Consider the following 24,354-nt stretch of genomic DNA (forward strand, 5'->3'; position numbering starts at 1 on the left):
TTAAGGGCTTGGATGGTTAAGTGCTTGGATGATTAAGGGCTTGGCGGGTGAGTAGCTAAGCGCTAATTTTGGCCATAAAAAAACCACCATTGAGGTGGTTTGTTTTAAATTAAATTGCTCCCCAGAATACCGACCGTCGGTGCAGCCCTTGAACCGTAGGTTCAAGGCGGGAAAATGTTCATATCCTAAGGTTTCTCGATACGAGCCGAGCATACGCAATGTCAATGAAAGCATTCACCCTGGGTTTGTAAATATCGGCACAGGGACATAACCTACAAGCGAATATCCCAGGGAGCAAAACAGGGTTGAACCAGGTACCGTTAGCCATTACTAGCGGCAGTACATAATTCTAAAATTGTTAACCTTTCTTGGTGGTTCGTTCAAGCAACGAGTTTTCTAACGTTGATTGTAATAACGAGATACGCTCATCCATTTGCGCCATATACTGCTGATTTTTTTGCTGCTCTTCATACAACTCATGACCAATATTTAACGCGGCCATAATGGCTAATTCTTCGCGACTCAAATTGTTGGTACGTGTTTTTAATGTAGAAAGCTGCTGCTCGACACCCTTGGCAATCGCACGCAAAGCATCCTCTTGTCCCTTAGGACAATTAATCGAGTAGGTGCGCCCTAACAGGGAGATATCAATAGCACTATTACTCATGCTTCGCTGAAGATCCTTATTTGTCGAAAAATAAAAATTGTAGCAGGTTAACGACTTACCTCGCGATAACGCCTTAGCATTACGCTTTTACCACAGTTGATAACGGTATTAGTCTATTTGCGGACTATATAGCGCTACTATTAAAAGTGCAAGGTAACTCGCCGCCTTTACGATTATTTGCTTGTTGTCTGAGCATAATTAATCTTAAAGCATAATTATGGCTAAACTCTCTACACGTTCCCTACACGTCAGGCAGGATAACTCGTTAAGCGCCTAGCTCAAGGCTAATACAAGCCGTCATTGCAATAGGCGTTACAATCGTCATTTCTATTTTTACAAATTAATGGCATCGAACAGTTTACCGTTTAAGAATACTCGCTTTGGTGCAAAACGCTTAGTTGATTGCGTTATAGACAAGACAGTTAATATCAGCTTTAGCTTTATAGCGGCGGGGTTAGTGAAGCTTTGGTCAATTTGCTATTATACTTAGCAAATCGCAATGAACAATTTGGTGGCAGTTATTAACTCTGCTAGCATTGCATCTGATCGAATATAACTGGAACAATATCATGGCAACCCCTCCTTCTTTATGTATTGAAAAACTAAAACAAGCGTTAGATTCAGCTGAAATTGGTCAGCATCCTGTTGAGGTGCATGGCGCATTAGTTGGTTTAATTTGTGGTGGGGTAGATCAAGCAAAATTAGCTTGGCAAAAGCCATTACTTGAATTGATGAATGACGGTCAAGCAGTCAGCACTGAACTGCAACAACTTATCAATGAATTATTCCAAGACACAGCGACTCGCTTAAGCGATGCTGAATTTGGTTTTACGCCGTTATTACCAGAAGAAGAAGAGCTACTCAGCTTGCGCTTAGAGTGCTTAGCCCTATGGGTACAAAGCTACTTAACCGCTATTGCGCTTATTCAGCCAAAGCTTAACGGCGCATCAAGTGATGTGCGCGAAATTATCCAAGATTTAGGCGCTATTGCTCAAGTGGAATTTGATGTCAGCGATGATGATGAATCAGAAGCTGCATTTATCGAGTTGCACGAGTTTGTCAGAATGGCGGCTATTTTATGTTACTCAGAGTTTGGCCCTGAAATGCCATTAGATGAAGAATCCCCATTAGCGCCGCTGCACTAATTAGAATGTAGCTTTCGCCTTGGGCCGTGTTGGCTCGGGGTGAAAAGTCCTCTGGCATCACAGATACTTGAGCTCAGCCAGAACACGAACCAGAGCTGAACTAGCTACATGGCCAATAGCAATACCATCATAACAATATTCAATTCATATCATAATTAACAAAAACAATAAGAACAGGCTTTATGACTGAGTTAAACGCGAAGACAGATAGCAAACAGGCAAGTGCCCAATTACCACAGCCACCACAACAGCCACCACAACAGGTGGATATCACTATTGTTGGCGGCGCTATGGCTGGTGCCAGTTTAGCGCTGGGTTTAGCAAAATTATCAGAAAAATTATCCGCTAAACATGCAGGTCTTTTAAACCGTCCTTTATCTATCGCCTTAATTGAAGCGCAAAAAACTGATGATAATCACCCAGGGTTTGACTCGCGTTCAATCGCCATTGCCCATGGCTCAGTATTTGAGTTAACTCAGTTAGGGATCTGGCCAAGTATTGAAAGCCTTGGCAGCGATATTGAAAATATTCATATCTCAGATCGCGGTCACTTTGGCATGACCGAGCTTAACGCTGAGCAATTTGGCCTGCCATCAATGGGGCAAGTGGTTGAGCTAGCGAAAGTCGGTAAAGTCTTGTTTGATCAACTTCAACAAGCGGATATTAAATTGCACTGCCCAGCAAGCCTAACTCAGCTTGAAACCGATATGGATGGTCACACGATAACCCTTGATAACGGCCAGCAAATTCGCAGCAAGTTGTTAGTGGCTGCAGATGGTGCTCACTCCAAAGTGCGCCAAGCGTTAAAACAAGATGTGACTCAAGTTGAATTTGAACAAGTGGCGCTGGTGGCCAATGTCCAAACTGATAAACCTCACAATAGTTGGGCCTATGAGCGTTTCACTGACACTGGCCCATTAGCCTTATTACCCATGGCGCCAATAAATGGTAAAACTCGGCTGTCATTAGTGTGGGCGCTAGATGCTGAGCAAGCCCATCAGTTTAAACACTGTGACAAAGCCGACTTTTTAGCCGCGTTGCAACAGGCTTTTGGCAATCGCGCCGGGCGCTTTACTGATGTCGGCTTACGGGTCAGTTATCCATTAACCTTATCTTACATGCCAAGACCGATTTATCATCGCACTGTGTTTATTGGCAATGCGGCGCAAACTTTACATCCCATTGCAGGTCAAGGCTTTAACCTAGGTCTACGTGATGTGGTTGGATTAATCGATGCTGTCGAAACAAGTATTGAAACCAGCATTAAAAGCAGTATTGATACAAGTATTGAAGCTGGCATTGAAAGTTTAGATCTTGGCCACAACTCGCTTATTCATCATTATCTTGCATCAAGACAGCAAGATAGAATGGCCACCATCAACAATGTTGAGTTTTTAGTGCGTGGCTTCTCAAATCAGTATTGGCCGCTAGTGGCTGGGCGCAGTTTAGGGTTAAGATTATTGTCATGGTGTCCGCCGCTTAAAGCGCCGATTGCCCATAAAGCCATGGGCTGGAAAAGCGTCTAAAGATTGCAAGTGCAGTAATAAAGCATCTCAGTAAACCGATTGAAGATTAAGGATTAACATGTTTCAAACTCAGACCTATGATGTAGCCATAGTTGGCGGTGGTATGGTTGGCTTGGCAACGGCAATCGGTTTAGCCGAGGCAAACTTAAACGTGGTGGTGATTGATGCGGGCCAAACAGAGGCTGTGTCAGGTGAGCCACGTCTTCGAGTGAGTGCCATTAACAAAGCCAGTGAGCGACTACTTACCAACTTAGGTGCTTGGCAGTACATTGATAGCGCCCGCGCTACCCCATATTCAAAAATGGCGGTGTGGGACAAAGACGGTTTAGGTAAAATTGCCTTTGATGCCGCCAGCATTAGCGAGCCATCCCTTGGGGCGATTATCGAAAACCAAGCCATCAGCTTTGCCTTAGCAAAACGGGCCGCTGAACTCTCGAACATCACCCACCTAGAAGGTCAGCGACTAGAACGCATCGCCTTTGGTGAGCGTGAATCATGGCTTACCCTAGATAACGGTGACAACTTAAGCGCCGCCCTAGTGATTGCCGCTGACGGCGCCAATTCTTGGGTGCGTAGCCAATGCCAAATCCCATTAACCTTTTGGGATTATGGTCATCACGCCATTGTCGCCACTATTCGCACCAGTGAGCCCCACGATGCTACCGCCCGCCAAGTGTTTTTAGCCGATGGCCCATTAGCTTTATTGCCATTGTATGAAGACAATTTATGCTCAATCGTGTGGTCAGTATCGCCCCAGCAAGCAGAAGAATTATTAGCGCTATCAAGTGATGAGTTCTCAAAAGCCTTAACCGCAGCATCAGATGGTCGTTTAGGCATTTGTGAACTGGTCAGCTCGCGCCAATCGCACCCATTACGGATGCGTTATGCCCGTCATTTTGCCCGTCATCGTTTGATTTTAGCCGGTGACGCCGCCCATACAATCCATCCGTTAGCAGGTCAGGGGGTTAACTTAGGCTTTTTAGATGCGGCCAGTATTATCGAAACCGTTAGCGAGTTACATGAAGCGGGTAAAGATCTCGGTGATTACGCCAACCTTCGCGCCCTTGAGCGCTGGCGAAAAGCTGATGCCATTGAAATGATTAGCGCAATGGAAGGGTTTAAAAGACTATTTTCCGGTAGCAATCCAGTTAAAAAAGCCTTTAGAGATCTGGGTTTAAACCTAGTTGATAATGTCGCAGGACTAAAAACAGTGTTCATCAAACAGGCTATAGGCAATAAAGTGAAACTTCCTAAGCTTTGTCGAGATTAAATTTTTTAGCTAATTCGGCCTAAAAATCCTTATATATCAGGGGATGGGCCGAGTTGGCGTAAATAAAGATATTAAAACGCCCATAGTCGCATTAGCTAAACTAATGACAAAGTCTCAGATTAGAAAATTTCCTACTATACAAAATTAACCCTGTGGGTATAATTTTGGCGCATTTATAAAATACCTTCATTAGTTTTACCCTCAGAAGGTTCATAAAAAAGAGATAATAATGGCTAATAAAACTGTACTCTTTAACAAGCACTTAGAATCAAATGGCAAGATGGTAGACTTCCACGGTTGGGACATGCCACTTAACTACGGTTCACAAATCGAAGAACATAACGCTGTGCGTCAAAACGCAGGTATGTTCGATGTATCACACATGACAGTGGTTGATGTGACGGGTACCGATGCTTGTGCATTTCTACGCAAATTATTAGCAAATGATATTGCTAAGCTTAAAGTTGCTGGCAAGGCGCTATATAGCGGCATGTTAGATGACAATGCTGGCGTAATTGACGACCTTATCACTTATTATCTTACCGATACCCATTACCGCGTTGTGGTTAACTCAGCAACTCGGGTAAAAGATTTAGCATGGATGGAAAAACAATCTGCAGGCTTTGAGGTGACGATTACTGAGCGCCCTGAGCTGGCGATGATTGCCGTTCAAGGCCCTAACGCTAAAGCCAAAGCCGCTAACGTATTCAGCGCTGAGCAAAACGCCGCCGTTGAAGGCATGAAGCCATTCTTTGGCGTGCAAGCAGGTTCACTGTTTATTGCTACCACGGGTTACACCGGTGAAGTTGGCTACGAAATTATCGTACCTGAAGCAGAGGCAGAAGCATTATGGCAAGCACTACTCGAAGCAGGCGTACAGCCTTGTGGACTAGGCGCACGTGACACCCTGCGTTTAGAAGCAGGCATGAACCTTTATGGTTTAGATATGGATGAAACCGTTAACCCATTAGCCGCTAACATGGGCTGGACTATCGCATGGGAACCAAGCGAGCGCGACTTTATTGGCCGCGAAGCATTAACGGCTATTAAAGCCGCTGGACCTGACAAATTAGTTGGCCTAGTCATGGAACAAAAAGGCGTACTGCGTCACGGCATGCCAGTATTCTTTACTGATGCAGACGGCGTAGAGCACCAAGGCTCAATTACTAGCGGCACATTCTCGCCAACCTTAGGCTACTCAATTGCCATGGCAAGAGTACCCCAAGGCATTAGCGATACCGCTGAAGTGGAAATGCGTAAAAAGCGCGTAGCTGTTAAAGTAATAGCGCCAAGTTTTGTCAGAAATGGTAAACAGGCATTCTAACCAAAGTGTTATAAATGCTTGTATTGAAGTCACTGAATAATAAAAGTGTTGCTAATGAGGTTGTTAGCCAGCACTTAAATAACACTAACGATTACGCTTTAAATTTATAGATATAGGAATTACGACAATGAGCAACATTCCAGCTGAACTTAAATATGCATCATCTCATGAGTGGATCCGCAAAGAAGAAGACGGCACTTACACTGTCGGTATCACTGAGCATGCACAAGAGCTATTAGGTGACATGGTATTCGTTGAATTACCAGAAGTTGGCGACACAGTGACAGCCGGTGAAGATTGCGCCGTAGCTGAATCAGTAAAAGCTGCATCAGACATCTATGCACCGATTTCAGGTGAAGTAATTGCCGTAAACGAAGCATTAGAAGACTCACCAGAGCTAGTAAACAGCGAAGCATTTGGCGAAGGTTGGTTCTTCCGCGTTCAGCCTTCAGACGAAGCTGAAGTGGCTAACTTGTTAGACGCTGACGGTTACCAAGAAGTGATTGACGAAGAATAATCGTCGACGCTACTAGAAGCTCCCTTGGGAGCTTCTTTTGTTTTACCTTTAAATATTTAAAGGCATTAGCGATCCTTACGTCCCGCGTATAAGTATTGCATTACAACATTTTTTTCCTAGACCAGCTATTGATGCCCTACCGCAAAATACTGGCAGATTTGGAACACGATTTCTCATGACAAAGCAGACCCTAACTCAATTAGAGCAACACGAATTGTTTTTAAGCCGTCATATCGGCCCAAGCCAAACTCAACAGCAAGAAATGTTGAATTTTGTTGGCGCAGAATCGCTCGAAGACTTAACCGCACAAACAGTGCCTGGTTCAATTCGTTTACCGCAAGAATTGACCATTGGTGATTCATGTGGCGAAGCAGAAGGCACCGCTTACATCCGCGGCATAGCTGACAAAAACAAAGTCTTTAAAAGCTATATCGGTATGGGCTACTACGGTACAGAAGTACCCAATGTCATTTTACGAAATGTGTTTGAAAATCCGGGTTGGTACACAGCGTACACCCCGTACCAGCCAGAAATCGCTCAAGGCCGTTTAGAAGCCATTCTAAACTTCCAACAAGTGTCTATGGACTTAACTGGACTTGATCTCGCCTCAGCATCATTACTTGATGAAGCAACAGCAGCAGCTGAAGCAATGGCCATGGCCAAGCGAGTATCAAAAGCCAAAAAAGCCAATATCTTTTTCGTGGCAGACGACGTATTCCCACAAACATTAGACGTAGTGCAAACTCGCGCAGAATGCTTTGGTTTTGAAGTTATCGTTGGCCCAGCAAGCGAAGCCGCAAACTACGAGCTATTTGGCGCATTATTCCAGTACACTAACCGTTTTGGTGAAATCACCGACAACACTGAACTGTTCGCTAAGCTTGCTGAAAAGAAAGCGATTGTGACTGTTGCTGCTGACATCATGTCACTGGTACTGCTTAAATCACCCGGTTCAATGGGCGCAGATATCGTATTTGGTAGCGCTCAGCGTTTTGGCGTACCAATGGGCTACGGCGGACCACATGCGGCATTCTTCGTTGCACGTGATGCACACAAACGTTCAATGCCAGGTCGTATTATTGGCGTATCAAAAGATACCCGCGGTAATAAAGCCCTGCGTATGGCGATGCAAACTCGTGAGCAACATATCCGCCGCGAAAAAGCCAACTCAAACATTTGTACTGCGCAAATCTTATTAGCCAATATGGCGTCGTTTTACGCGGTATTCCACGGCGCCGTTGGCCTTAAAAATATCGCCAGCCGTATTAACCGTTTAACAGACATCTTAGCCGTCGGCCTAAAAGCCAAAGGCGTTGAGTTAGTTAACAGCACTTGGTTTGACACCCTTTCATTATCAGGCCTTGATGTTGATGCGGTTAACGCACGTGCATTAACTGCTGAAATGAACCTACGTATCGACCACGACGGCATTGTCGGCATCAGCCTTGACGAAACCACCACCCGTGACGATATCGCTCAGTTATTTGATGTCATCTTAGGTGCTGACCACGGTCTAGATGTAGCAACACTCGATGCTGAAATCATTGGCGGCGCTGCTTTTGGCGAAGGCGAGGGATCAATTCCTGCTCATCTCATCCGTCACGACAAGATATTGTCTCACCCAACATTTAGTAGCTACCAAAGCGAAACTGAAATGATGCGTTACATCAAGCGTCTTGAGAATAAAGATTTAGCCTTAAATCACTCAATGATTTCGCTGGGTTCTTGCACCATGAAGCTAAACGCCGCCGTTGAAATGCTGCCAGTAAGCTGGCCAGAATTTGCTAACATGCACCCATTCTGCCCGCTTGAACAAGCCCAAGGTTATACCCAGTTAATTAACGAATTGTCAGATTTTCTCGTTAACATTACGGGCTACGACGCCGTGTGTATTCAGCCAAACTCTGGCGCGCAGGGCGAGTACGCTGGCCTGTTAGCGATTAAGAAATATCACGAGTCACGTAGCGAAGGCCACAGAGACATCTGTTTAATCCCCCAATCTGCCCACGGTACTAACCCCGCTTCTGCCCAGCTTGCTGGCATGAAAGTAGTCGTAACCGCCTGTGATAAAGACGGTAACGTTGATTTAGAAGACTTAAAAGCGAAAGCGGCAGAGCTTGCTGATAACTTATCGTGCATTATGATCACCTACCCATCGACCCACGGTGTGTATGAAGAATCAATCAGCGAAATCTGTGAAATTGTGCATCAACATGGCGGTCAAGTTTACCTTGATGGCGCTAACATGAACGCACAAGTAGGTCTTACATCACCGGGCTTTATCGGCGCTGATGTATCACACCTTAACCTACACAAAACCTTTGCTATTCCACATGGCGGCGGCGGACCAGGAATGGGCCCAATCGGCATTAAAAAGCATTTAGCGCCGTTTGTTGCAGGCCATAAAGTTGTCAAACCAGGCCGCGAAAGCGACCATAATGGCGCAGTATCAGCCGCGCCATACGGCAGTGCTAGCATCCTACCTATTAGCTGGATGTACATTAAGCTGTTAGGCACAAAAGGGGTTAAGCAATCAACCCAAATGGCGCTACTTAACGCTAACTATGTGATGAAGAAGCTGTCGGCCCATTACCCAGTATTATTTACTGGCCGTAATGATCGCGTAGCCCACGAGTGCATTATCGATTTACGTCCACTTAAAGAAGCATCTGGCGTCACTGAGATGGACATTGCTAAGCGTCTAAATGACTACGGCTTCCACGCCCCAACCATGAGCTTCCCTGTAGCAGGTACGTTAATGATTGAGCCAACAGAGTCAGAGTCAAAAGTAGAGCTAGACCGCTTTATCGAAGCGATGATCGCTATTCGTGGCGAGATTGCCAAAGTCGAAGCAGGCGAGTGGCCAGCGGACAACAACCCACTGCATAATGCACCGCACACCATGGCTGATATTATGGATCCTGAGTTTGACTCACGCCCATACAGCCGTGAAGAAGCCGTGTTCCCAAGTGCAGCGGTAAAAGCGAATAAGTTCTGGCCGACGGTGAATCGTATTGATGATGTTTATGGGGACAGAAATCTAATGTGTTCTTGCGTGCCTTTATCTGATTACGAATAATTGCTGCTTAGACTCGCTATTACGGCGTTGAACCTCGGCTCCAGTGCTCATTGACACCAGTCAACTCCGCGCTAGAGCTTTCGGTTCGCCTTGTACTAGCATCGCCAGCGACGCAATTATGGTGTTGTTGGGTGAGTTGAAGTTTAGTTATTTATCAAAGTAAAAAAGCGACCTTAGGGTTAATGCCGTTCACTTAACGTGAACGGCTTTCTTTTTTATGGGGTATCGGTCCTTCGAACACTTCAGCACTCTAGGGTAACTACGCTCCCTTTTTCCTTCTAAAACAAACTGTTTTGCATTCTTTTCTATATCAAAGATTACCTTAGGGATATTGCCTGGAGACATACTAGGAAGCTGGGATAGTTTAAAAATAATATGCGATGACGCTTCTCTAAAACTCAATTGGTTAGGGAAGACCCCTTTTAATGAGTGCGCCATCAATACCATCTTATATCTCAGTAAGTTATACGCAAGAAGGACTCCCCACAACTCCTGCCTAATTAATTCCGGAAGCTGACTTCTGAGTGTAAACCGAGTTTCAAGCATGTACTGCTTCATCTCTCTGTACCCCAGCTCTATCTCCCATCGATGAGCATATAAATCAACAATTTCACCTGATGGATAACGCATTGGCTCTGTGAGTGAAGTGATGATTTGCAGCGTTTTTCCCTTCACTGTTTTAGTCAGTAAACGGGCTTCCATAAACTCAGGTAAATCAGGCCTTTTCTTTCTCGATTGAGGCGTGGTTGTTAGCCTAATAAGCTTGTCCTGTCGCCCTAAAGAACGTATCACTTCATATTGTGTATTCTTTTTCAATGGCATTAACCAGTGCCTATTACTTCCCGCTTGTGACCAGTCATGTAATAACCCCAACGAGTAAAAGCCCCGGTCGAACAGGGTTAAACTGTTATCCGGCGTGTTGTTGATGAGATTAGCCGCTAATGTCATTTCATTTTCAGCCACACTCGCAAAAGAGGAGTCGACTAACAGATGGCTACTTAACTCCATTAGACACACCATGCGAACTTGGGGATAGGAAGCATTATTCGATTGATTACTCGTGCGAGAAAATGCACTATCGTTTTCAGGAGTATCGGGGGGTCTCCAGACGACACCGTCAACCCCATAAAGATTAAGGCCGCACCATTGTGGGTGTTCAGCCTGCATGTTCCACTGCTGCTGAGTCTGTCTAAAAATATCTTCTACAACGTCACTCCCTAATTTTTTTCTTGCCTGAGTGACAGCGCTTCGAGCAACATAATCGACTTCATTTGGGAGGATAATATCCAATTTATTAATCAGTTGCCTAACGGACTCACCCCGAAATAAGGCCATGCCGATAACAGCCCAAATCATAGATTCCATAGGTAATTTTCGCTTACGAAGCGTGGCTACACCATTGGATTGTAGACTATGTTGAATAAGCTCTGGGCAGAGAAGTTCACCAAGACTGTCGAACTCGGTAAGTCGGTTGATAGAGGTACGCGCTAAAGCTTCAGAAAGTTCCATGAAAAAATCCAGTACAAACAAGAGTCTGTACTGGATTTTGAAGCCTTTTAAAGATCGGTCAACCGATCATATTGGCCTTAACTGATCGGCATTACGCTACAGCGGCTTTTTTATTCTGTCTATTTAAAACTTATTCGCCTTTTTGCATACTAATTTCAAGCGTTGATTCAACCGCAGCTGAAATCGCATCTTCAGTAAACAACAGTGGGCGGAATTGTTTTTCTGTTGAGTACAAGATGCTTTGGTCAGCAAAAGAGGGGCTCAGTATATTGCTCGATTCAGAGTAAGTTAAAATCCCTTTTGCCACAGGGCCATCATCAGTGAAGCTCACCGCCATCATCCAACTTGAACCATAACGGATTTGATAGCCTTCAGCGGTTAAGCCTGACGCCATATTTCGACCTGTCACAGCATCCATCACGGGCGCATACTTGTGCTGCGGAATTAAGGTGTCATCGCCAGATAAACTGGTTGAGAAGACATTAAATCCACCTTCAGCATTGTGACTTCCTGGCCAAGGTAACTTGGTGCCAGATGCGCTGCCATCAGGTAATGACTTCTCGACAAACTGCACCATTCCCATCGGCGTATCGACACTAAATCCAGCTGCCTCAACGTTTAATGCTGCGTGGGCTAATACCACTAATGCACTACCATCGGTGGTTAACGTATTTGGCGTTTTAGCCGCCATAGTGGCATCAAATGGCACGGTTAACATGGCGTTTTGATCAAATAAATGCGCAAACTCACGAATTAACGCACCGCCGACACTGTCATTGTCTTGCTTACCATTCCATGCTTTTAAGGCGCTACATGCTGCACTGATATCTTTCGATAAACTGGCGCTAACCATGACGGGTGTATCACCTTGGGCTTCACATTGAGCGATTAAGTCGCTAAAAATAAGCTCGTTTAGGTAAATACGATTAGATAATGCCGCAGCCTCTAACTCATCGATTGAGAACTTACCATCATCGCCAGCAGCATCTTCCATCATGGTTAGTGCCATGCGGGTACGCAGTGATTGCTGACCACGCTCGGCGCCATACATAGGCGAGTAGCCTTCAAGTGGCGCAGCTAAGTTGGTTGACCAAAATGAATTATTTGAGTTTTGCACAAAGTCACTACGTTCAAGCTTGGGTGCACGGTCATAAGGGGTTGGACCATCAAAATGAAACAGTGAGGTATTGCCCGGTAAAATAGTGAAACCTGCTTGTGCTTTAGCGGCAATGATTGCAGGATTGGTTTTTAATTGAACCACTGCAAAATCAGTTAAGCCCGGTACCGTAGAATCATCAATATAAAAGGCGTTACCTTCTTTATCTGCATACATCGTATTGTTAAAGATAACCCCATCATAGTTTTTAAAAGCTTGTTGGAATTCATCTTTATTTGATGCTTGATTCATCGCGAACCAATGATCGACAGGATCTTTAGTGGCCATATTGGCATCTTGAATCATAAAGGCTTGGCCATCATCCCAACCAAACGGGGCTAAGGCGGCAGGCGCTTCAACCATCGGACCTTTGATGGTGGTGTAAATATCTTTCTCGGCGACTAACATGCCCGCAGGGCCGCCATTAACCAGAATTGACACCGTCTCTTTAGTGATAGGTAATGGCTTACCATCATACATATATTGCATACGATCGCCGCTGACCATTTCAAGATTGTACATAATGAAGTGTTCGGCCGTTGAGAAGGTATGTGTCCAAGCAAGATCTTTATTAAAACCAATGTTGATTAGCCCAGGCATACCCACAAGTGAGCCACCCATGACGTCTAAATGGCCAGGAATGGTCACATGAGACTGCCAGAAACGTAAATTACCCGTATGGGGGAAATGCGGGTTACCCAGTAACATCCCTTTACCGTTTTCGGTTTTATCTTTACCTAAACCCCAACCATTAGACCCTAAGTTACGTGGGTTGGTTTCTGGTGTAGTAATGGTATTCGCTCGGGCAAGTAGCTTGGTATTTACATCTTGAATGAAAGCGGTTTGCGCCATTGAAGGAGCAGGGCCGACGATGCGAGGTAGATACTCTTGGCCGTCCCCTGGATTTGCATAGAAAATAAGGTCGAGGAAATTTGCCGCCCCGGGCAATAATGCGATTGAGAAAAGATAGTTGGCAATGTCGACGCCTTCAATGGGTTTAACCCAAGGTTGGCCGGCACAAAATGGTTCAGCCTCTTGCTCACCCGCTTCTACATCGGCTAAATACTGGTTATAACCGGCACTAAAGCCCTCCATTAACGCCCGTGAGTTATAGCTAAATTGCGGATACTGCTCTTCAGCCATTTGGCGAATTTTTAATGCTTTATAAGCAAAATCAGACACTAAATTGCCATTGTCTTCTGAGGTCGGTAAGCCTGTAGCAAAATCAATTGAGGCATGGGGGCCAAAATACATCGAGCGTTCAGAGTTTGCTTTAACAAACCCATCAGCCAGCACACATAAGTTATCTTGAGCTTGAGCATAGCCACTGCCAAAACCTAGGCTTTCCAGATTGTCAGCTGTGATATGCGGAACACCATAAGTGGTACGACGGATTTGGGCACTGAGTTTGCCATCAGGGGCAAAGGCTTGCAGCGGGGGAGTGACTTCTGGTTCTGGAATGACTTCAGGGGTTTTGGAATAATCAGTATCGTTGCCGCAACCGGCTAAAAAGACTGATGACGCAACGCCAAAAGCCAGCATGATCTTATTTATGTGCATTACTTTTATCAAAATAATAATCCTTATTATTGTTGTCTCAGCAATTTGCATTGCTGAGTGAGTCTACCTTTTCCTTGTGTCTCAACTTTAAGCGTTAACAGCCTCAATCGTGATTCCCATCATCACTTGTTGATTGTGTGAAAACCTTAAATACAACAAAAACACTTATTTGATTAAATCAATCATTCAAACGTATGTCTACATATACCTGCATTAGTTGATGTCAATTTATAGAGATTACGAAATAACATGGCCACCCACTTTAAGTGGCTAAATTATCAACACTGTACTAGGCTTTGGTTATTGCTTAATAATCGGTGATAGATGATGGCCAGACCAAGAGAAACACTCGTGAGTTTAGAAGATACGCCTTACTACCACTGCTGTTCTAGAGTGGTGCGTAAAGCCTTTCTATGTGGTTTTGATGCAAGCTCTGGTGATAACTATGAGCATCGCCGTGAGTGGGTTGATTCTCGGATATTAGAGCTTGCGACGATTTTTGCCATTGATATTTGTGCTTATTCGGTGATGAGTAATCATTTACATGTGGTGCTAAAAGTGGATATTGATACCGCCAAAAACTGGTCTGATTTCGAGGTGCTTACCCAATGGCATAAAGGCTTTAAAGGCACATTGCTGACCAATAAGTTTGTTAAAGGTGAAGTGCTTAATGAGTTTGAGTTACAGGCTGTGAATGACTGTATTACTCAATACCGACTACGCTTGACTGATATCAGTTGGTTTATGCGTTCACTGTGTGAACCTATTGCCCGAATGGCCAATAAAGAAGATAACTGCACTGGTCGATTTTGGGAGGGGCGCTTTAAATCCCAAGCATTATTAGATGAAGCTGCAGTACTTGCGTGCATGGCCTATGTGGACTTAAACCCTATCCGCGCCAAGATGGCTACAGCCCCTGAAAGCTCCGATTACACCAGCATTCAGCGCCGGATCAACTCAGCCATGAAAGGTGAGCAACCCGCGGAGTTACTGCCTTTTGTGGGCAATGAACGTTTGGATATGCCTAATGGTTTGATGTTTAGTGTTAAAGACTACATTGTGCTGGTTGAAGATACAGGGCGGATTATTCGTGATGACAAACGCGGTGCCATAAGCGCGAGTAGCCAGGATATTCTCAATAGATTGAATATTCCTGCTGAAAACTGGTTAAAAATCACTACTGAGTTTGGTGCATTATTTAAAGGAGCTGTAGGGGCGTTACCTGCATTAACTGAATATTGTGAACATCTAGAGCGCAAGCGGCGACAAGGTGCAGCTAACTGTCAGCGATGGTTGTGCGCTTAATAAATCATTTCTTAATTTCAAGTAAAAGTATTCCCCACTTGATTGATATCAAGCTTTTCTGCTGGATTGAATTTAGTTTATGACTTAATTTTGGCGATTAATTATGAAATTTTCAGTCCTTTGGCAGGGTTCATCCCTTCAGTAAATGATTGTTGGTGTTAGCAACTTAAAATGAAAAGCGTTATGTTATAACTTCAAAATAATGGGTGGCTATGTATTTTTTAAAATTAACATAAATTTAATATGGGTAGCACAGTTAGTTTGCTAGCAGGTATGACAACAGCCATGTTGCAAGCTGGGTAACTGGCAGTAATAGTACCTAGAGTCCCATTGCCTTTAGGCTGGGGGGGAAGTCAAAAGTCACGTAGTAATTGACGGTAAGAGCCCCTGATAAACATGGGCTCTTAGACTTAACATGCTGAACAACCCAATTCTGAAAACGAATTTGTTCATTTTAAAATTGGTACTTTAAACCTAGTTGAATGTCATTGGCTTTTAAGCTGGTTTGAAGGCGATCACCATTAACGTCATAATCAGTAGCGACATCACCTAAGTCGTAATATCTGTATTCTAATATGAGCGCTAATTGGTCTGAAATAGTCATATCAACGCCTGCACCTACAAAAAAAGCAAATTCACTACCATCACCTTTATAAGAAAATGTTTGAGGGAGAAAACCACCAGCGTCACCTCCACCAAAACTGCCTACGTAAAGATCACCTTTAACATCATAAAAACTAGCGCCTAATCCACCTTTGATAAATGGTGTAAAATTTGTAGAATTTTTAAATTCATAGGCAACATTGAGTGTCACCAAGTCAACATCAATACCTGCATCAATTCCAAATTCATCTAGCGCCCTGATATCACTTCCTAATTTTCGACCAGCATCTGTATCATAACTGGCATAGGAGTACTCTAATTCAAGACTTAATGCAGGAATAACTTCTACACCCAAAGCTATGCCATATTTTGCATCGGCATCAATATCACTTTTAGGGGTACCTGTACCATTAGTACCATCATTGAATACTTTTGAAGTTGGGCTGCTATATCCCGCATTAACAGATAGGTACCAATCTCCAGCAATCGCTTGAGAAGAGAATAATGGAGTCGCCATTAATAGTGCAACAGAGAACGCATTTAATTTTCTACACATAAATAGTCCTTAATTTAATTTGCTTATCCGCACAACAAGGGAAGAGTGAGTCTTGATTAAATTAGCCTTATATTCTATTGGTTAATATGATAAGTGCTTAACATGCAACACTCATTATTAAGTCCAAAAGTTACTGTTTATTTTGCATTTTCACAGTGAGCTTTAAATTGATTTTTGGGAATAAAAATGTTTATTGCTGACAACAAGTTCCTAAATAACTTCACAGATGACTTAGTCTCGAAAATTGGTACATTAACGCCCGGTATATCCCAACTGATTAGAAAAATAACATGGCCATATTATTTCGTGGTGGGCGTCAGACTTCCCACCATTTATTTCAAAACAAAATGCATTATCTAGTGGCTATATCGGCGCATTATCATTGTTGATGAGTCGGTATTCTCCATAAATTTTGCAGCAGCGGGGGCTTCCATAAAGGTACTCATCGATGCGTTTGCATCTTCTAAGGAGTCCCAATGAACGATAACTCGCCAGTACCCCTGTGTCGTCATACCTGATCTACGTGAAATAAAACCGGGTTGTTTAGACACATGGCTTTCTGCAACGGCTCTATCTAGAGGCGTAAAGTCATTAGCTGTAACACCATCGCGTAAATCGAATGTCGCGACTTCTACAACGTAATCAGAAGTGAAACCAAATTTCCCATTGTTATTCTTCCACTGGTCTTTGCTTGGTATTGTTTCTAAAGTATCCCAATGCTCAACTATTTTTCCATTATCAATTCTAAATAGATCATAAAACGAGGTGGGTTTACCCATAAAAGTGCCTTCGCCAACGCTTAGGACAAAATTACCTTCGCCCAATATTTTATGGTTAACGCTGTAAACCATGGGGGTTCCTGCTTGAGCTAAGGCTTTCATAGCCTCACTAAAACCACCAAGACCATCCCCAACCATCGAATTGTGTTGCAAGTAATCTTCTGCTGCACTGTCGATATACATGCCGATTTTACTCATATCACCTTGAATAAAAATGGTTTGGATAAAATCTGCGACCAGAGCTTTGTTTTCTTCTGTTTTGTCTATATCTGTAATGTCTGTAGGCCCATCTAACTGCGAACGGCCACTAGGATTCTTGCCTGTCAGTTCCTGTAAGTTATCCCAATGCTCTACTATTAACCCATTCTCAAAACGGAAAATATCAAAACCTACTTTGGGGCCAAAGAAGTTATATTCGGTATGGAGGAACACATAATCTCCATCTTCTGCGGCTCTAACGGTATTCGCTTTTGCTGACCCCTTAGGTAGGGCACTGAGAATTTTTCCGAAACCTTCTAAACCATCTTCAACGGCTAGGTTATGCTGAATGTAGTGGGTTGAATTGATATAACCGATAGCGTTTTGATCACCCGTTTCAATACTAGAGATGACAGCAATGGCCTTTTCTTTATTCGACATTTCTTCGGATGCTGTAACTGATGCAGCGCACAAAATGCTTGTTAATATTACTGTTGAGGCTGTAATGCGTTGTTTTAAATGATGCATGGTGGCTTTCCTTCATGAATTGTTCAATAAATTGTAGCCCAACCTTATCCTTTAGCTATACTTGAAATAGGTACGCGGTGTTAACAAAAATGGAACAGTATGGATGATATAGCGAATCACAGAGCACTTATCTTTGTATCAAAAACTGGATCATATAGTGTTGCAGCCGAACGTTTAGGGATTTCTAAAGTGATGATATCTCGCGCTATTAAGACGTTAGAAACTGATCTTGGGTTTCGTTTGCTAGACAGAACGACTAAAGGATCAAAGTTGACACCAAAAGGTAAAGCCTATGTAGACTTCTGCGAACCAACGATACGTAATATTGAGGAGAGTGTTCAAGCGCTGGTGGGTTATAAGAGGGATTTCAAACAAAAAGGGAGTAACCCGGCGATACGACTTAAGCTATCAAGCCCCAATACATTCGGGTCAATAGTTATAAGTCAAGTGATTAGTGATTTTCATCAAGCCTATCCGAATATTCTGGTTGAGCTCATTACTGACGATGCGTTTAAAGATATTTTTGAGCATCAGTTAGACATAGCTATCCGCGCTCACTTAACGTCAGAGTCGATACTTGAGAATACGATTTCGCGAAAACTAATAAAGCTACCTTTTACTTTTTGTTGTACGCCAGATTATTTAACTCATCACGGCCAGCCAGAGAGTATTGAAGCTTTATTTGTAAAGCACGCATTTGTTGCCTGGACATACTTAAATCAACAAGAGAGTGTCACTATTAACCATGCTGACAATTTGGCATTTATACCGAAAAAAATCGCTTTCATAAGCAATAATTCACTTGCTTGTTTAAACAGCATTTTGACTTCTCATGGTATTGGATTTTTGCCGTACCACGTTATAAGAGACTCGTTAAAACGTGGAGAACTTGTCGCACTGTTTTGTGAGCAAACCTGTTTTGAAGCTGATATACGAGTAACTTATCTTAATTCTCAAGGACCACAATCAGTCACAGCTATGTTTGTGGACTACTTAATTTCCAGTCCTTGGTTTACCGAGTTAAAAAATGAGATAGTCGCTTTCAACCAAAAACAGGCGCCCATTCTGCATCGATTATGAAGCGCTACTGAGGCATAAACGTTTAAGTGTTCCCAATTCATAACTTAAGCGAGAAAGAGCAATAGCTTCCTTAGGAGCAAAGAATAAGTGAGGTCAGAATCTGAGGGAGCCCCACGAATTTAATAGATGATTGTGGATGCTTGATTAACGATTGCCGCGCCTTAATTCTTGCGCGCCAGTGAGACTTTAGCAGCCTCAAAGATTTATCTTTGTAAGCTCTTCATCCTATAAATTGATTTGATAAAACATTAATTAACATAAGAATTAACATGGCCACCCACTCCAAGTGGCTGAATATCTAACGATCTCCTTTGCTTTCAATCAGTGGGTGCCGTTAAGGTGAGCGTAGGCTTAATCTCATCCCCCAACTTGAACATTCAAAAAAGCCCTAATCTTTGCAAGATCAGGGCTTATTGATTGAGTGACTACATAAACACAGAGCCAGTATTAACGCTAAAGATTAACCAGCCTTAGCTTGGATCCTGTATGCATGTAGTAAAGGTTCTGTATAACCAGAAGGTTGCGATTTACCTTTAAATATAAGGTCGCAAGCCGCTTTAAAGGCTATGCCGTCAAAATTAGGGGCCATATTAATGTACAGTGGATCGCCTGCATTTTGAGCATCTACCACTGCAGCCATTTTTTTCAGTGCCGCCATCACTTCTTCTGCACTGCATAAGCCATGTTCAAGCCAATTAGCTAAGTATTGCGACGAGATCCGCAAAGTCGCTCTGTCTTCCATTAAACCTACATTATTAATATCAGGTACTTTCGAGCAACCGACGCCTTGGTCAATCCAGCGCACCACATAGCCCAGTATACCCTGAGCATTATTTTCTAGCTCAAAGGTAATTTGTTGCTGGGTTAATGTTGTCGTGTCATCAAGCAATGGAATCGTCAACAAGTCATCGATGCTAGCACGCTTACGATGCTTAAGTTGCTGTTGAACTTCCGCCACATTTATTTGATGATAATGGATAGAATGCAGTACGGCACCATTGGGCGATGGTACCCAAGCCGTGTTTGCCCCCGCTTTTGGGTGAGCCACTTTTTGTTCTAGCATGGCAGCCATTTCATCTGGCATCGGCCACATACCCTTACCAATCTGAGAGCGACCTTGTAAGCCACATTCAAGTCCAATATCGACATTCCAGTCTTCATAAGCCTTAATCCATTTTTGCTGCTTCATCACAGATTTGGGGACAAAGGCGCCCGCTAACATTGAGGTATGGAGTTCGTCACCGGTACGGTCAAGAAAGCCGGTATTAATAAAGACAACGCGCTGTTGCGCGACCCTGATACACTCTTTTAAGTTGAGTGTGGTTCTGCGCTCTTCATCCATAATGCCGACTTTAATGGTATTACGGGGGAGGTTGAGTGCATCTTCTATCTTGGTAAATAAGTCACAAGTAAATTGCACTTCTTCTGGGCCATGCATTTTAGGTTTGACAATATTCACCGATCCTTTGCGGCTATTACTGCGACCATTATTGTTACCTTTAAGGTCATGCATAGCGGCAAGCACAGTGAGCATGCCATCCAATATTCCTTCTGGTACTTCATTGCCATGTTTATCTAGTACGGCATCAATCGTCATCAAGTGGCCAACATTACGTACAAAGAGTAAGCTTCTGCCGGGTAACGTTACGGTGTTAGCGTCTGTACTAGCATTAACATTAGCAGCGGTATAAACCCTATCATCATTAAGCTCTCTAAGGATTTGTTTACCATTTTTAGTCAGTGAGGCAGCTAAGTTACCTTGCATCAAACCTAACCAATTGCGATAAACTTCAACTTTGTCTTCAGCATCAACCGCCGCAACAGAGTCTTCGCAATCCATAATGGTGGTAACAGCGGCTTCAACTAACAAGTCTTTTACGCCAGCACTATCGCTGCTGCCGATAACACTGTCTGGATCAATTTGGATCTCAATATGCAAACCATTATTAACCAGCAAAATCGCACTGGGCGCATCTGCACTACCTTGGTAACCGACACACTTTTGTGCTTGGGTTAAGCTTGTGATTGTGCCATCAGTTAACTGCATACGTAGTTGGCCTGCATCAATATAATACCGCGTTACATCAGCATGGCTGCCTTGCACTAATGGGGCTGCGGTATCTAAGTGATGTTTTGCAAATGCGATAACTTTATTGCCCCTTATGGGGTTGTACTGTTTGGTCAGCTCGGCGCCGTCTTGTTGTGATATGGCATCAGTACCATATAGCGCATCATATAAACTGCCCCAACGTGCATTGGCGGCGTTAAGGGCAAAACGTGCATTTTTTACTGGCACAACTAATTGTGGCCCAGCTTGCGCTGCAATTTCATGATCGACATTTTCAGTGCTAATTTGAAAATCGTCACCCTCAGGCACTAGGTAGCCGATTTCGGATAGAAAAGCTTTGTATTGGTCTGGGTTAACGTCTTTAGCTGGGTGCTTTGTATGCCATTGATCAATTTGTTGCTGCAATTGCTGCCTTTTTTCTAACAAGGCCACATTAATGGGAGCAAATTCGGTAATGATGTCCTCAAATTTTGCCCAGAAAGTTGCTGAATCAATGCCTGTACCTGGACAAATGTCACTATCGACCAGTTGCCACAATGCTTGTGCTACTTGTAATCCACCTACTTGAATACGTGCTGTCATATTTATCCCTACCTTTAATTCCTGTGCGCTGAACTTAAAAACCACTCAAATCTATTATTAATCGTTAATTCGCAGCAAGACTTTACTCTATATCAAATTAAGCTTATTTATCCAATTTATACTTGTTATCACCAATATTCATCAAATCTATGGTAAATCACCCTTTTTTGGTTAATTTGCAACGTATCAGTAATTAAAAATCAAAATAACAACAAGATTAAACGTCGCCTCTATTTATTTCATCTGCCGTTTTAGTGATTAATTGGCGCATCCATTGATGTGCTGGATTATGTTGAAGCAAGGGGCTCCAAGCCATAGTTAATGCAATGGGTGGAATAATAAATGGCGGCGGAACAATACTCACCCGATCATTATTGTTGTGATGACGAGCCATCTTACTTGGTATGGTTGCGATCAAATCCTGTTGCTCAGCCAACAAACACGCGGCTTGGTAATGGCGAGTAAAAACCGTGATTTGCCGTTTTACGCCAATTCGAGTTAATGCTTCATCCACCCAACCTAAGCGCTGAACATCAGCAGGATCCATCCCTACACCAACGCCCATTCCGGTTTTACTCACCCACACGTGTTTGGCTTGCAAATAACTGTCTAAAGAAAACTTGTGTAAAACTGGATTCGTCTTACTAATCAAGCAGCTGAAGTCGTCATTCCACAAAACTTTCTGGTGAAATGATTGCGGAATAGTGTCGAATCGATTGATCACCATATCGACTCTTCCTTGTTCTACATCAGGGAAACTGACATCACTTGGGGTCATGATGTCTAAAATAATGTTGGGTGCTTGAGTCCGAAGTTTTGCAATTAGCGGAGGTAGTAAGGTCGCTTCAGCATAATCACTAGCCATTACTCGAAAGACTTTGTCACTTTCTTGTGGGTCAAATTTGGCGCGAGGCTGTACGGCTTTTTCTAGCCCGATAATCAAGGTACTGATTATGGGTTGCAACTCTTTAGCACGTTCTGTCGGCGTCATGCCCTGACTGGTGCGAATAAGTAAGGGATCATCAAACAAGGTTCTTAAGCGTTTTAGGCCGTTACTCATTGCAGGCTGGCTAATACCAAGTTGGTCAGCTGCTTTAGTTACATTTCTTTCACGTAGCAAAACATCTAAATAAACAAGGAGGTTCAAGTCGATACGAGATACATTCATAAGATGAATACCGAAAATAGTAAGTATAAATTAGACTTATTTAACCAAATCTAACTATTATTTTCAACGTAATCATTTGCCGCTAATCAATTTGTTAAAGGAATATACACATGACTAACTACAGAAGTAATATCGATGAAGCTGCTACCTTGATTAATTCAGAAGGTAGTGCATGGAATGCCATCAACCCAGAATCAGTCGCTCGTATGCGTCTACAGAACCGTTTCCAAACTGGGTTAGACATCGCAAAGTACACTGCTAAGATTATGCGTGAAGACATGGATAACTACGATAAAGATTCATCGCAGTACACTCAGTCTCTAGGTTGCTGGCATGGTTTTATTGGCCAACAAAAAATGATCTCTATTAAAAAGCATCTTTTAACCACCAAACGTCGTTACTTATACCTTTCAGGTTGGATGGTTGCAGCACTGCGCAGTGAGTTTGGCCCATTACCTGACCAATCTATGCATGAAAAGACCTCTGTCGCTGCGTTAATTAAAGAGCTATACACTTTTCTACGTCAAGCTGACGCACGTGAATTGGGTGGCCTGTTCAGCCAATTAGATAATGCCAGCGAGTCAGAAAAAGCGGCGATTCAAGACAAAATTAATAACTTCGAAACCCATGTTGTACCGATTATTGCTGATATTGACGCAGGTTTTGGTAACGAAGAAGCCACTTACTTGATGGCAAAGCAGATGATTGAAGCCGGTGCTTGTTGTATTCAATTAGAAAACCAAGTGTCTGATGTAAAACAGTGTGGCCACCAAGATGGTAAAGTGACCGTCCCCCATGTTGAATTTCTAGCGAAAATTAATGCGGTTCGTTATGCCTTTTTAGAATTGGGTATTGATGACGGTGTGATTGTTGCCCGTACCGATTCACTAGGTGCTGGTCTAACACAAAAAATTGCCGTAACCAATGAAGCTGGTGACTTAGGTGATAAATACAATAGTTTCCTTGAAGTGGAAGCGGTTGATGCAGCAACACTTAAAAATGGCGATGTGGTATTCCAACAAGGTGGAAAGTTGGTAAAACCTGCTCGTCTACCCAATGGCTTATTTAAGTTCCGTGCGGGTACGGGTGAAGAGCGTTGTGTACTTGATTGTATTACTTCACTGCAAAATGGTGCTGACTTACTGTGGATTGAAACTGAAAAGCCTCATGTATCTCAAATCGGCGGCATGGTTAACGAAATCCGTAAAGTAATACCAAACGCAAAGCTTGTGTATAACAACTCACCATCGTTTAACTGGACACTTAACTTCCGTCAGCAAGTATTTGATTCAATGCAAGCAGCAGGACAAGATGTTTCAGCTTACAACCGCGATCAATTGATGAGTGTTGATTACGATACAACTGAGCTTGCTATTCAAGCTGATGAAAAAATTCGTACTTTCCAAGCTGATGCTGCACGTGAAGCGGGTATTTTCCATCACCTTATCACGCTACCAACTTATCATACCGCAGCACTATCAACTGATAACTTGGCTAAAGAGTACTTCGGTGACCAAGGCATGTTGGGTTATGTTGCTAATGTTCAACGTAAGGAAATCCGTCAAGGTATTGCCTGTGTTAAACACCAAAACATGGCAGGTTCTGATATGGGTGATGCACATAAAGAGTACTTCTCTGGTGACCAAGCGCTTAAAGCGTCAGGTAAAGACAACACAATGAACCAGTTTTAACGACTCGTTTTACAAACGATAGCAAGTGTTAAACTGGCTATCG

16 protein-coding genes, 1 other RNA gene and 1 pseudogene are annotated in these 24,354 nt (G+C 43.3%); 9 read left to right on the top strand and 9 right to left on the bottom strand.

Going from position 1 to position 24,354, the window contains the following annotated elements; all coding sequences use genetic code 11:
- Nucleotides 1-114 precede the first annotated feature (114 nt).
- Both ssrS and zapA read right to left on the bottom strand, forming a co-directional pair.
- A non-coding RNA gene (gene ssrS / locus BCU94_RS13520) (6S RNA) lies at nt 115-297 on the bottom strand.
- A 61-nt stretch (nt 298-358) separates the two neighbouring features.
- Nucleotides 359-667 carry a cell division protein ZapA gene (gene zapA / locus BCU94_RS13525; RefSeq protein WP_076539654.1) on the bottom strand — a complete coding sequence of 103 codons (309 nt, stop codon included), beginning with the start codon at nt 665-667 and terminating at the stop codon, nt 359-361.
- A gap of 569 nt (nt 668-1,236) precedes the next feature.
- On the opposite strand from zapA, the gene BCU94_RS13530 reads away from it, so the two are divergent.
- The 6 genes from BCU94_RS13530 (at nt 1,237) to gcvP (ending at nt 9,528) form a co-directional block, all read left to right on the top strand.
- Nucleotides 1,237-1,812, top strand: coding sequence for a UPF0149 family protein (locus tag BCU94_RS13530; protein WP_102476654.1), 576 nt, complete (start codon nt 1,237-1,239; stop codon nt 1,810-1,812).
- 182 nt (nt 1,813-1,994) lie between these two features.
- Nucleotides 1,995-3,338: a 2-octaprenyl-6-methoxyphenyl hydroxylase gene (gene ubiH, locus BCU94_RS13535; RefSeq protein ID WP_102476655.1), complete on the top strand. Its 1,344-nt coding sequence runs from the start codon at nt 1,995-1,997 to the stop codon at nt 3,336-3,338.
- A 58-nt stretch (nt 3,339-3,396) separates the two neighbouring features.
- The gene (locus BCU94_RS13540; RefSeq protein ID WP_102435702.1) at nt 3,397-4,608 is read left to right on the top strand and encodes an FAD-dependent oxidoreductase; all 1,212 of its coding nucleotides are present in this window, start codon (nt 3,397-3,399) and stop codon (nt 4,606-4,608) included.
- Nucleotides 4,609-4,837: 229 nt separating this feature from the next.
- On the top strand, nt 4,838-5,932 hold the full coding sequence (gene gcvT / locus BCU94_RS13545; RefSeq protein ID WP_102476656.1) for a glycine cleavage system aminomethyltransferase GcvT: 1,095 nt from the start codon (nt 4,838-4,840) through the stop codon (nt 5,930-5,932).
- 127 nt (nt 5,933-6,059) lie between these two features.
- On the top strand, nt 6,060-6,449 hold the full coding sequence (gene gcvH, locus BCU94_RS13550) for a glycine cleavage system protein GcvH (RefSeq protein ID WP_076539644.1): 390 nt from the start codon (nt 6,060-6,062) through the stop codon (nt 6,447-6,449).
- Between the two features lie 175 nt (nt 6,450-6,624).
- Nucleotides 6,625-9,528 carry an aminomethyl-transferring glycine dehydrogenase gene (gene gcvP / locus BCU94_RS13555; RefSeq protein ID WP_102476657.1) on the top strand — a complete coding sequence of 968 codons (2,904 nt, stop codon included), beginning with the start codon at nt 6,625-6,627 and terminating at the stop codon, nt 9,526-9,528.
- A gap of 189 nt (nt 9,529-9,717) precedes the next feature.
- Here the strand turns inward: gcvP and BCU94_RS13560 are convergent, their stop codons facing one another.
- Complete coding sequence (locus BCU94_RS13560) at nt 9,718-11,037, bottom strand: IS4 family transposase (protein WP_102476658.1); 1,320 nt, start codon at nt 11,035-11,037, stop codon at nt 9,718-9,720.
- Between the two features lie 130 nt (nt 11,038-11,167).
- Nucleotides 11,168-13,753: an acylase gene (locus BCU94_RS13565; protein WP_102476659.1), complete on the bottom strand. Its 2,586-nt coding sequence runs from the start codon at nt 13,751-13,753 to the stop codon at nt 11,168-11,170.
- Between the two features lie 327 nt (nt 13,754-14,080).
- Between BCU94_RS13565 and BCU94_RS13570 the strand changes: the two genes are divergently transcribed.
- Complete coding sequence (locus tag BCU94_RS13570; protein WP_198590889.1) at nt 14,081-15,058, top strand: transposase; 978 nt, start codon at nt 14,081-14,083, stop codon at nt 15,056-15,058.
- A 454-nt stretch (nt 15,059-15,512) separates the two neighbouring features.
- Here BCU94_RS13570 and BCU94_RS13575 read toward each other — a convergent pair whose 3' ends face one another.
- Nucleotides 15,513-16,217: a porin family protein gene (locus BCU94_RS13575; protein WP_102476661.1), complete on the bottom strand. Its 705-nt coding sequence runs from the start codon at nt 16,215-16,217 to the stop codon at nt 15,513-15,515.
- Nucleotides 16,218-16,573: 356 nt separating this feature from the next.
- Nucleotides 16,574-17,722, bottom strand: a complete 1,149-nt coding sequence (locus BCU94_RS13580) for a nuclear transport factor 2 family protein (RefSeq protein WP_133126463.1) — start codon at nt 17,720-17,722, stop codon at nt 16,574-16,576.
- A gap of 99 nt (nt 17,723-17,821) precedes the next feature.
- Between BCU94_RS13580 and BCU94_RS13585 the strand changes: the two genes are divergently transcribed.
- On the top strand, nt 17,822-18,802 hold the full coding sequence (locus tag BCU94_RS13585; RefSeq protein ID WP_102476662.1) for a LysR family transcriptional regulator: 981 nt from the start codon (nt 17,822-17,824) through the stop codon (nt 18,800-18,802).
- Nucleotides 18,803-18,872: 70 nt separating this feature from the next.
- Here BCU94_RS13585 and BCU94_RS13590 read toward each other — a convergent pair.
- The 3 genes and pseudogenes from BCU94_RS13590 to BCU94_RS13600 form a co-directional block, all read right to left on the bottom strand.
- A pseudogene (locus BCU94_RS13590) lies at nt 18,873-19,052 on the bottom strand (hypothetical protein); the annotation flags it as partial.
- 210 nt (nt 19,053-19,262) lie between these two features.
- Nucleotides 19,263-21,452 (bottom strand): malate synthase G, encoded by a 2,190-nt coding sequence (locus tag BCU94_RS13595; protein ID WP_102476663.1) that lies wholly within the window; start codon nt 21,450-21,452, stop codon nt 19,263-19,265.
- A gap of 217 nt (nt 21,453-21,669) precedes the next feature.
- Nucleotides 21,670-22,620, bottom strand: coding sequence for a LysR family transcriptional regulator (locus BCU94_RS13600; protein WP_102435682.1), 951 nt, complete (start codon nt 22,618-22,620; stop codon nt 21,670-21,672).
- 110 nt (nt 22,621-22,730) lie between these two features.
- Between BCU94_RS13600 and BCU94_RS13605 the strand changes: the two genes are divergently transcribed.
- Nucleotides 22,731-24,311 carry an isocitrate lyase gene (locus BCU94_RS13605; RefSeq protein WP_102476664.1) on the top strand — a complete coding sequence of 527 codons (1,581 nt, stop codon included), beginning with the start codon at nt 22,731-22,733 and terminating at the stop codon, nt 24,309-24,311.
- The last annotated feature ends 43 nt before the right edge of the window (nt 24,312-24,354 follow it).

The sequence above is a fragment of the Shewanella sp. 10N.286.52.C2 genome (assembly GCF_002874545.1).
GTDB lineage: Bacteria > Pseudomonadota > Gammaproteobacteria > Enterobacterales > Shewanellaceae > Shewanella.

Coding starts and splice junctions, on each gene's coding strand:
- BCU94_RS13605 (WP_102476664.1), top strand. CDS start 22,731: ATGACTAACTACAGAAGTAATATCGATGAAGCTGCTACCTTGATTAAT.
- BCU94_RS13580 (WP_133126463.1), bottom strand. CDS start 17,722: ATGCATCATTTAAAACAACGCATTACAGCCTCAACAGTAATATTAACA.
- BCU94_RS13575 (WP_102476661.1), bottom strand. CDS start 16,217: ATGTGTAGAAAATTAAATGCGTTCTCTGTTGCACTATTAATGGCGACT.
- gcvP (WP_102476657.1), top strand. CDS start 6,625: ATGACAAAGCAGACCCTAACTCAATTAGAGCAACACGAATTGTTTTTA.
- ubiH (WP_102476655.1), top strand. CDS start 1,995: ATGACTGAGTTAAACGCGAAGACAGATAGCAAACAGGCAAGTGCCCAA.
- BCU94_RS13595 (WP_102476663.1), bottom strand. CDS start 21,452: ATGACAGCACGTATTCAAGTAGGTGGATTACAAGTAGCACAAGCATTG.
- BCU94_RS13585 (WP_102476662.1), top strand. CDS start 17,822: ATGGATGATATAGCGAATCACAGAGCACTTATCTTTGTATCAAAAACT.
- BCU94_RS13540 (WP_102435702.1), top strand. CDS start 3,397: ATGTTTCAAACTCAGACCTATGATGTAGCCATAGTTGGCGGTGGTATG.
- BCU94_RS13530 (WP_102476654.1), top strand. CDS start 1,237: ATGGCAACCCCTCCTTCTTTATGTATTGAAAAACTAAAACAAGCGTTA.
- BCU94_RS13570 (WP_198590889.1), top strand. CDS start 14,081: ATGGCCAGACCAAGAGAAACACTCGTGAGTTTAGAAGATACGCCTTAC.
- BCU94_RS13565 (WP_102476659.1), bottom strand. CDS start 13,753: ATGCACATAAATAAGATCATGCTGGCTTTTGGCGTTGCGTCATCAGTC.
- zapA (WP_076539654.1), bottom strand. CDS start 667: ATGAGTAATAGTGCTATTGATATCTCCCTGTTAGGGCGCACCTACTCG.
- BCU94_RS13560 (WP_102476658.1), bottom strand. CDS start 11,037: ATGGAACTTTCTGAAGCTTTAGCGCGTACCTCTATCAACCGACTTACC.
- gcvH (WP_076539644.1), top strand. CDS start 6,060: ATGAGCAACATTCCAGCTGAACTTAAATATGCATCATCTCATGAGTGG.
- BCU94_RS13600 (WP_102435682.1), bottom strand. CDS start 22,620: ATGAATGTATCTCGTATCGACTTGAACCTCCTTGTTTATTTAGATGTT.
- gcvT (WP_102476656.1), top strand. CDS start 4,838: ATGGCTAATAAAACTGTACTCTTTAACAAGCACTTAGAATCAAATGGC.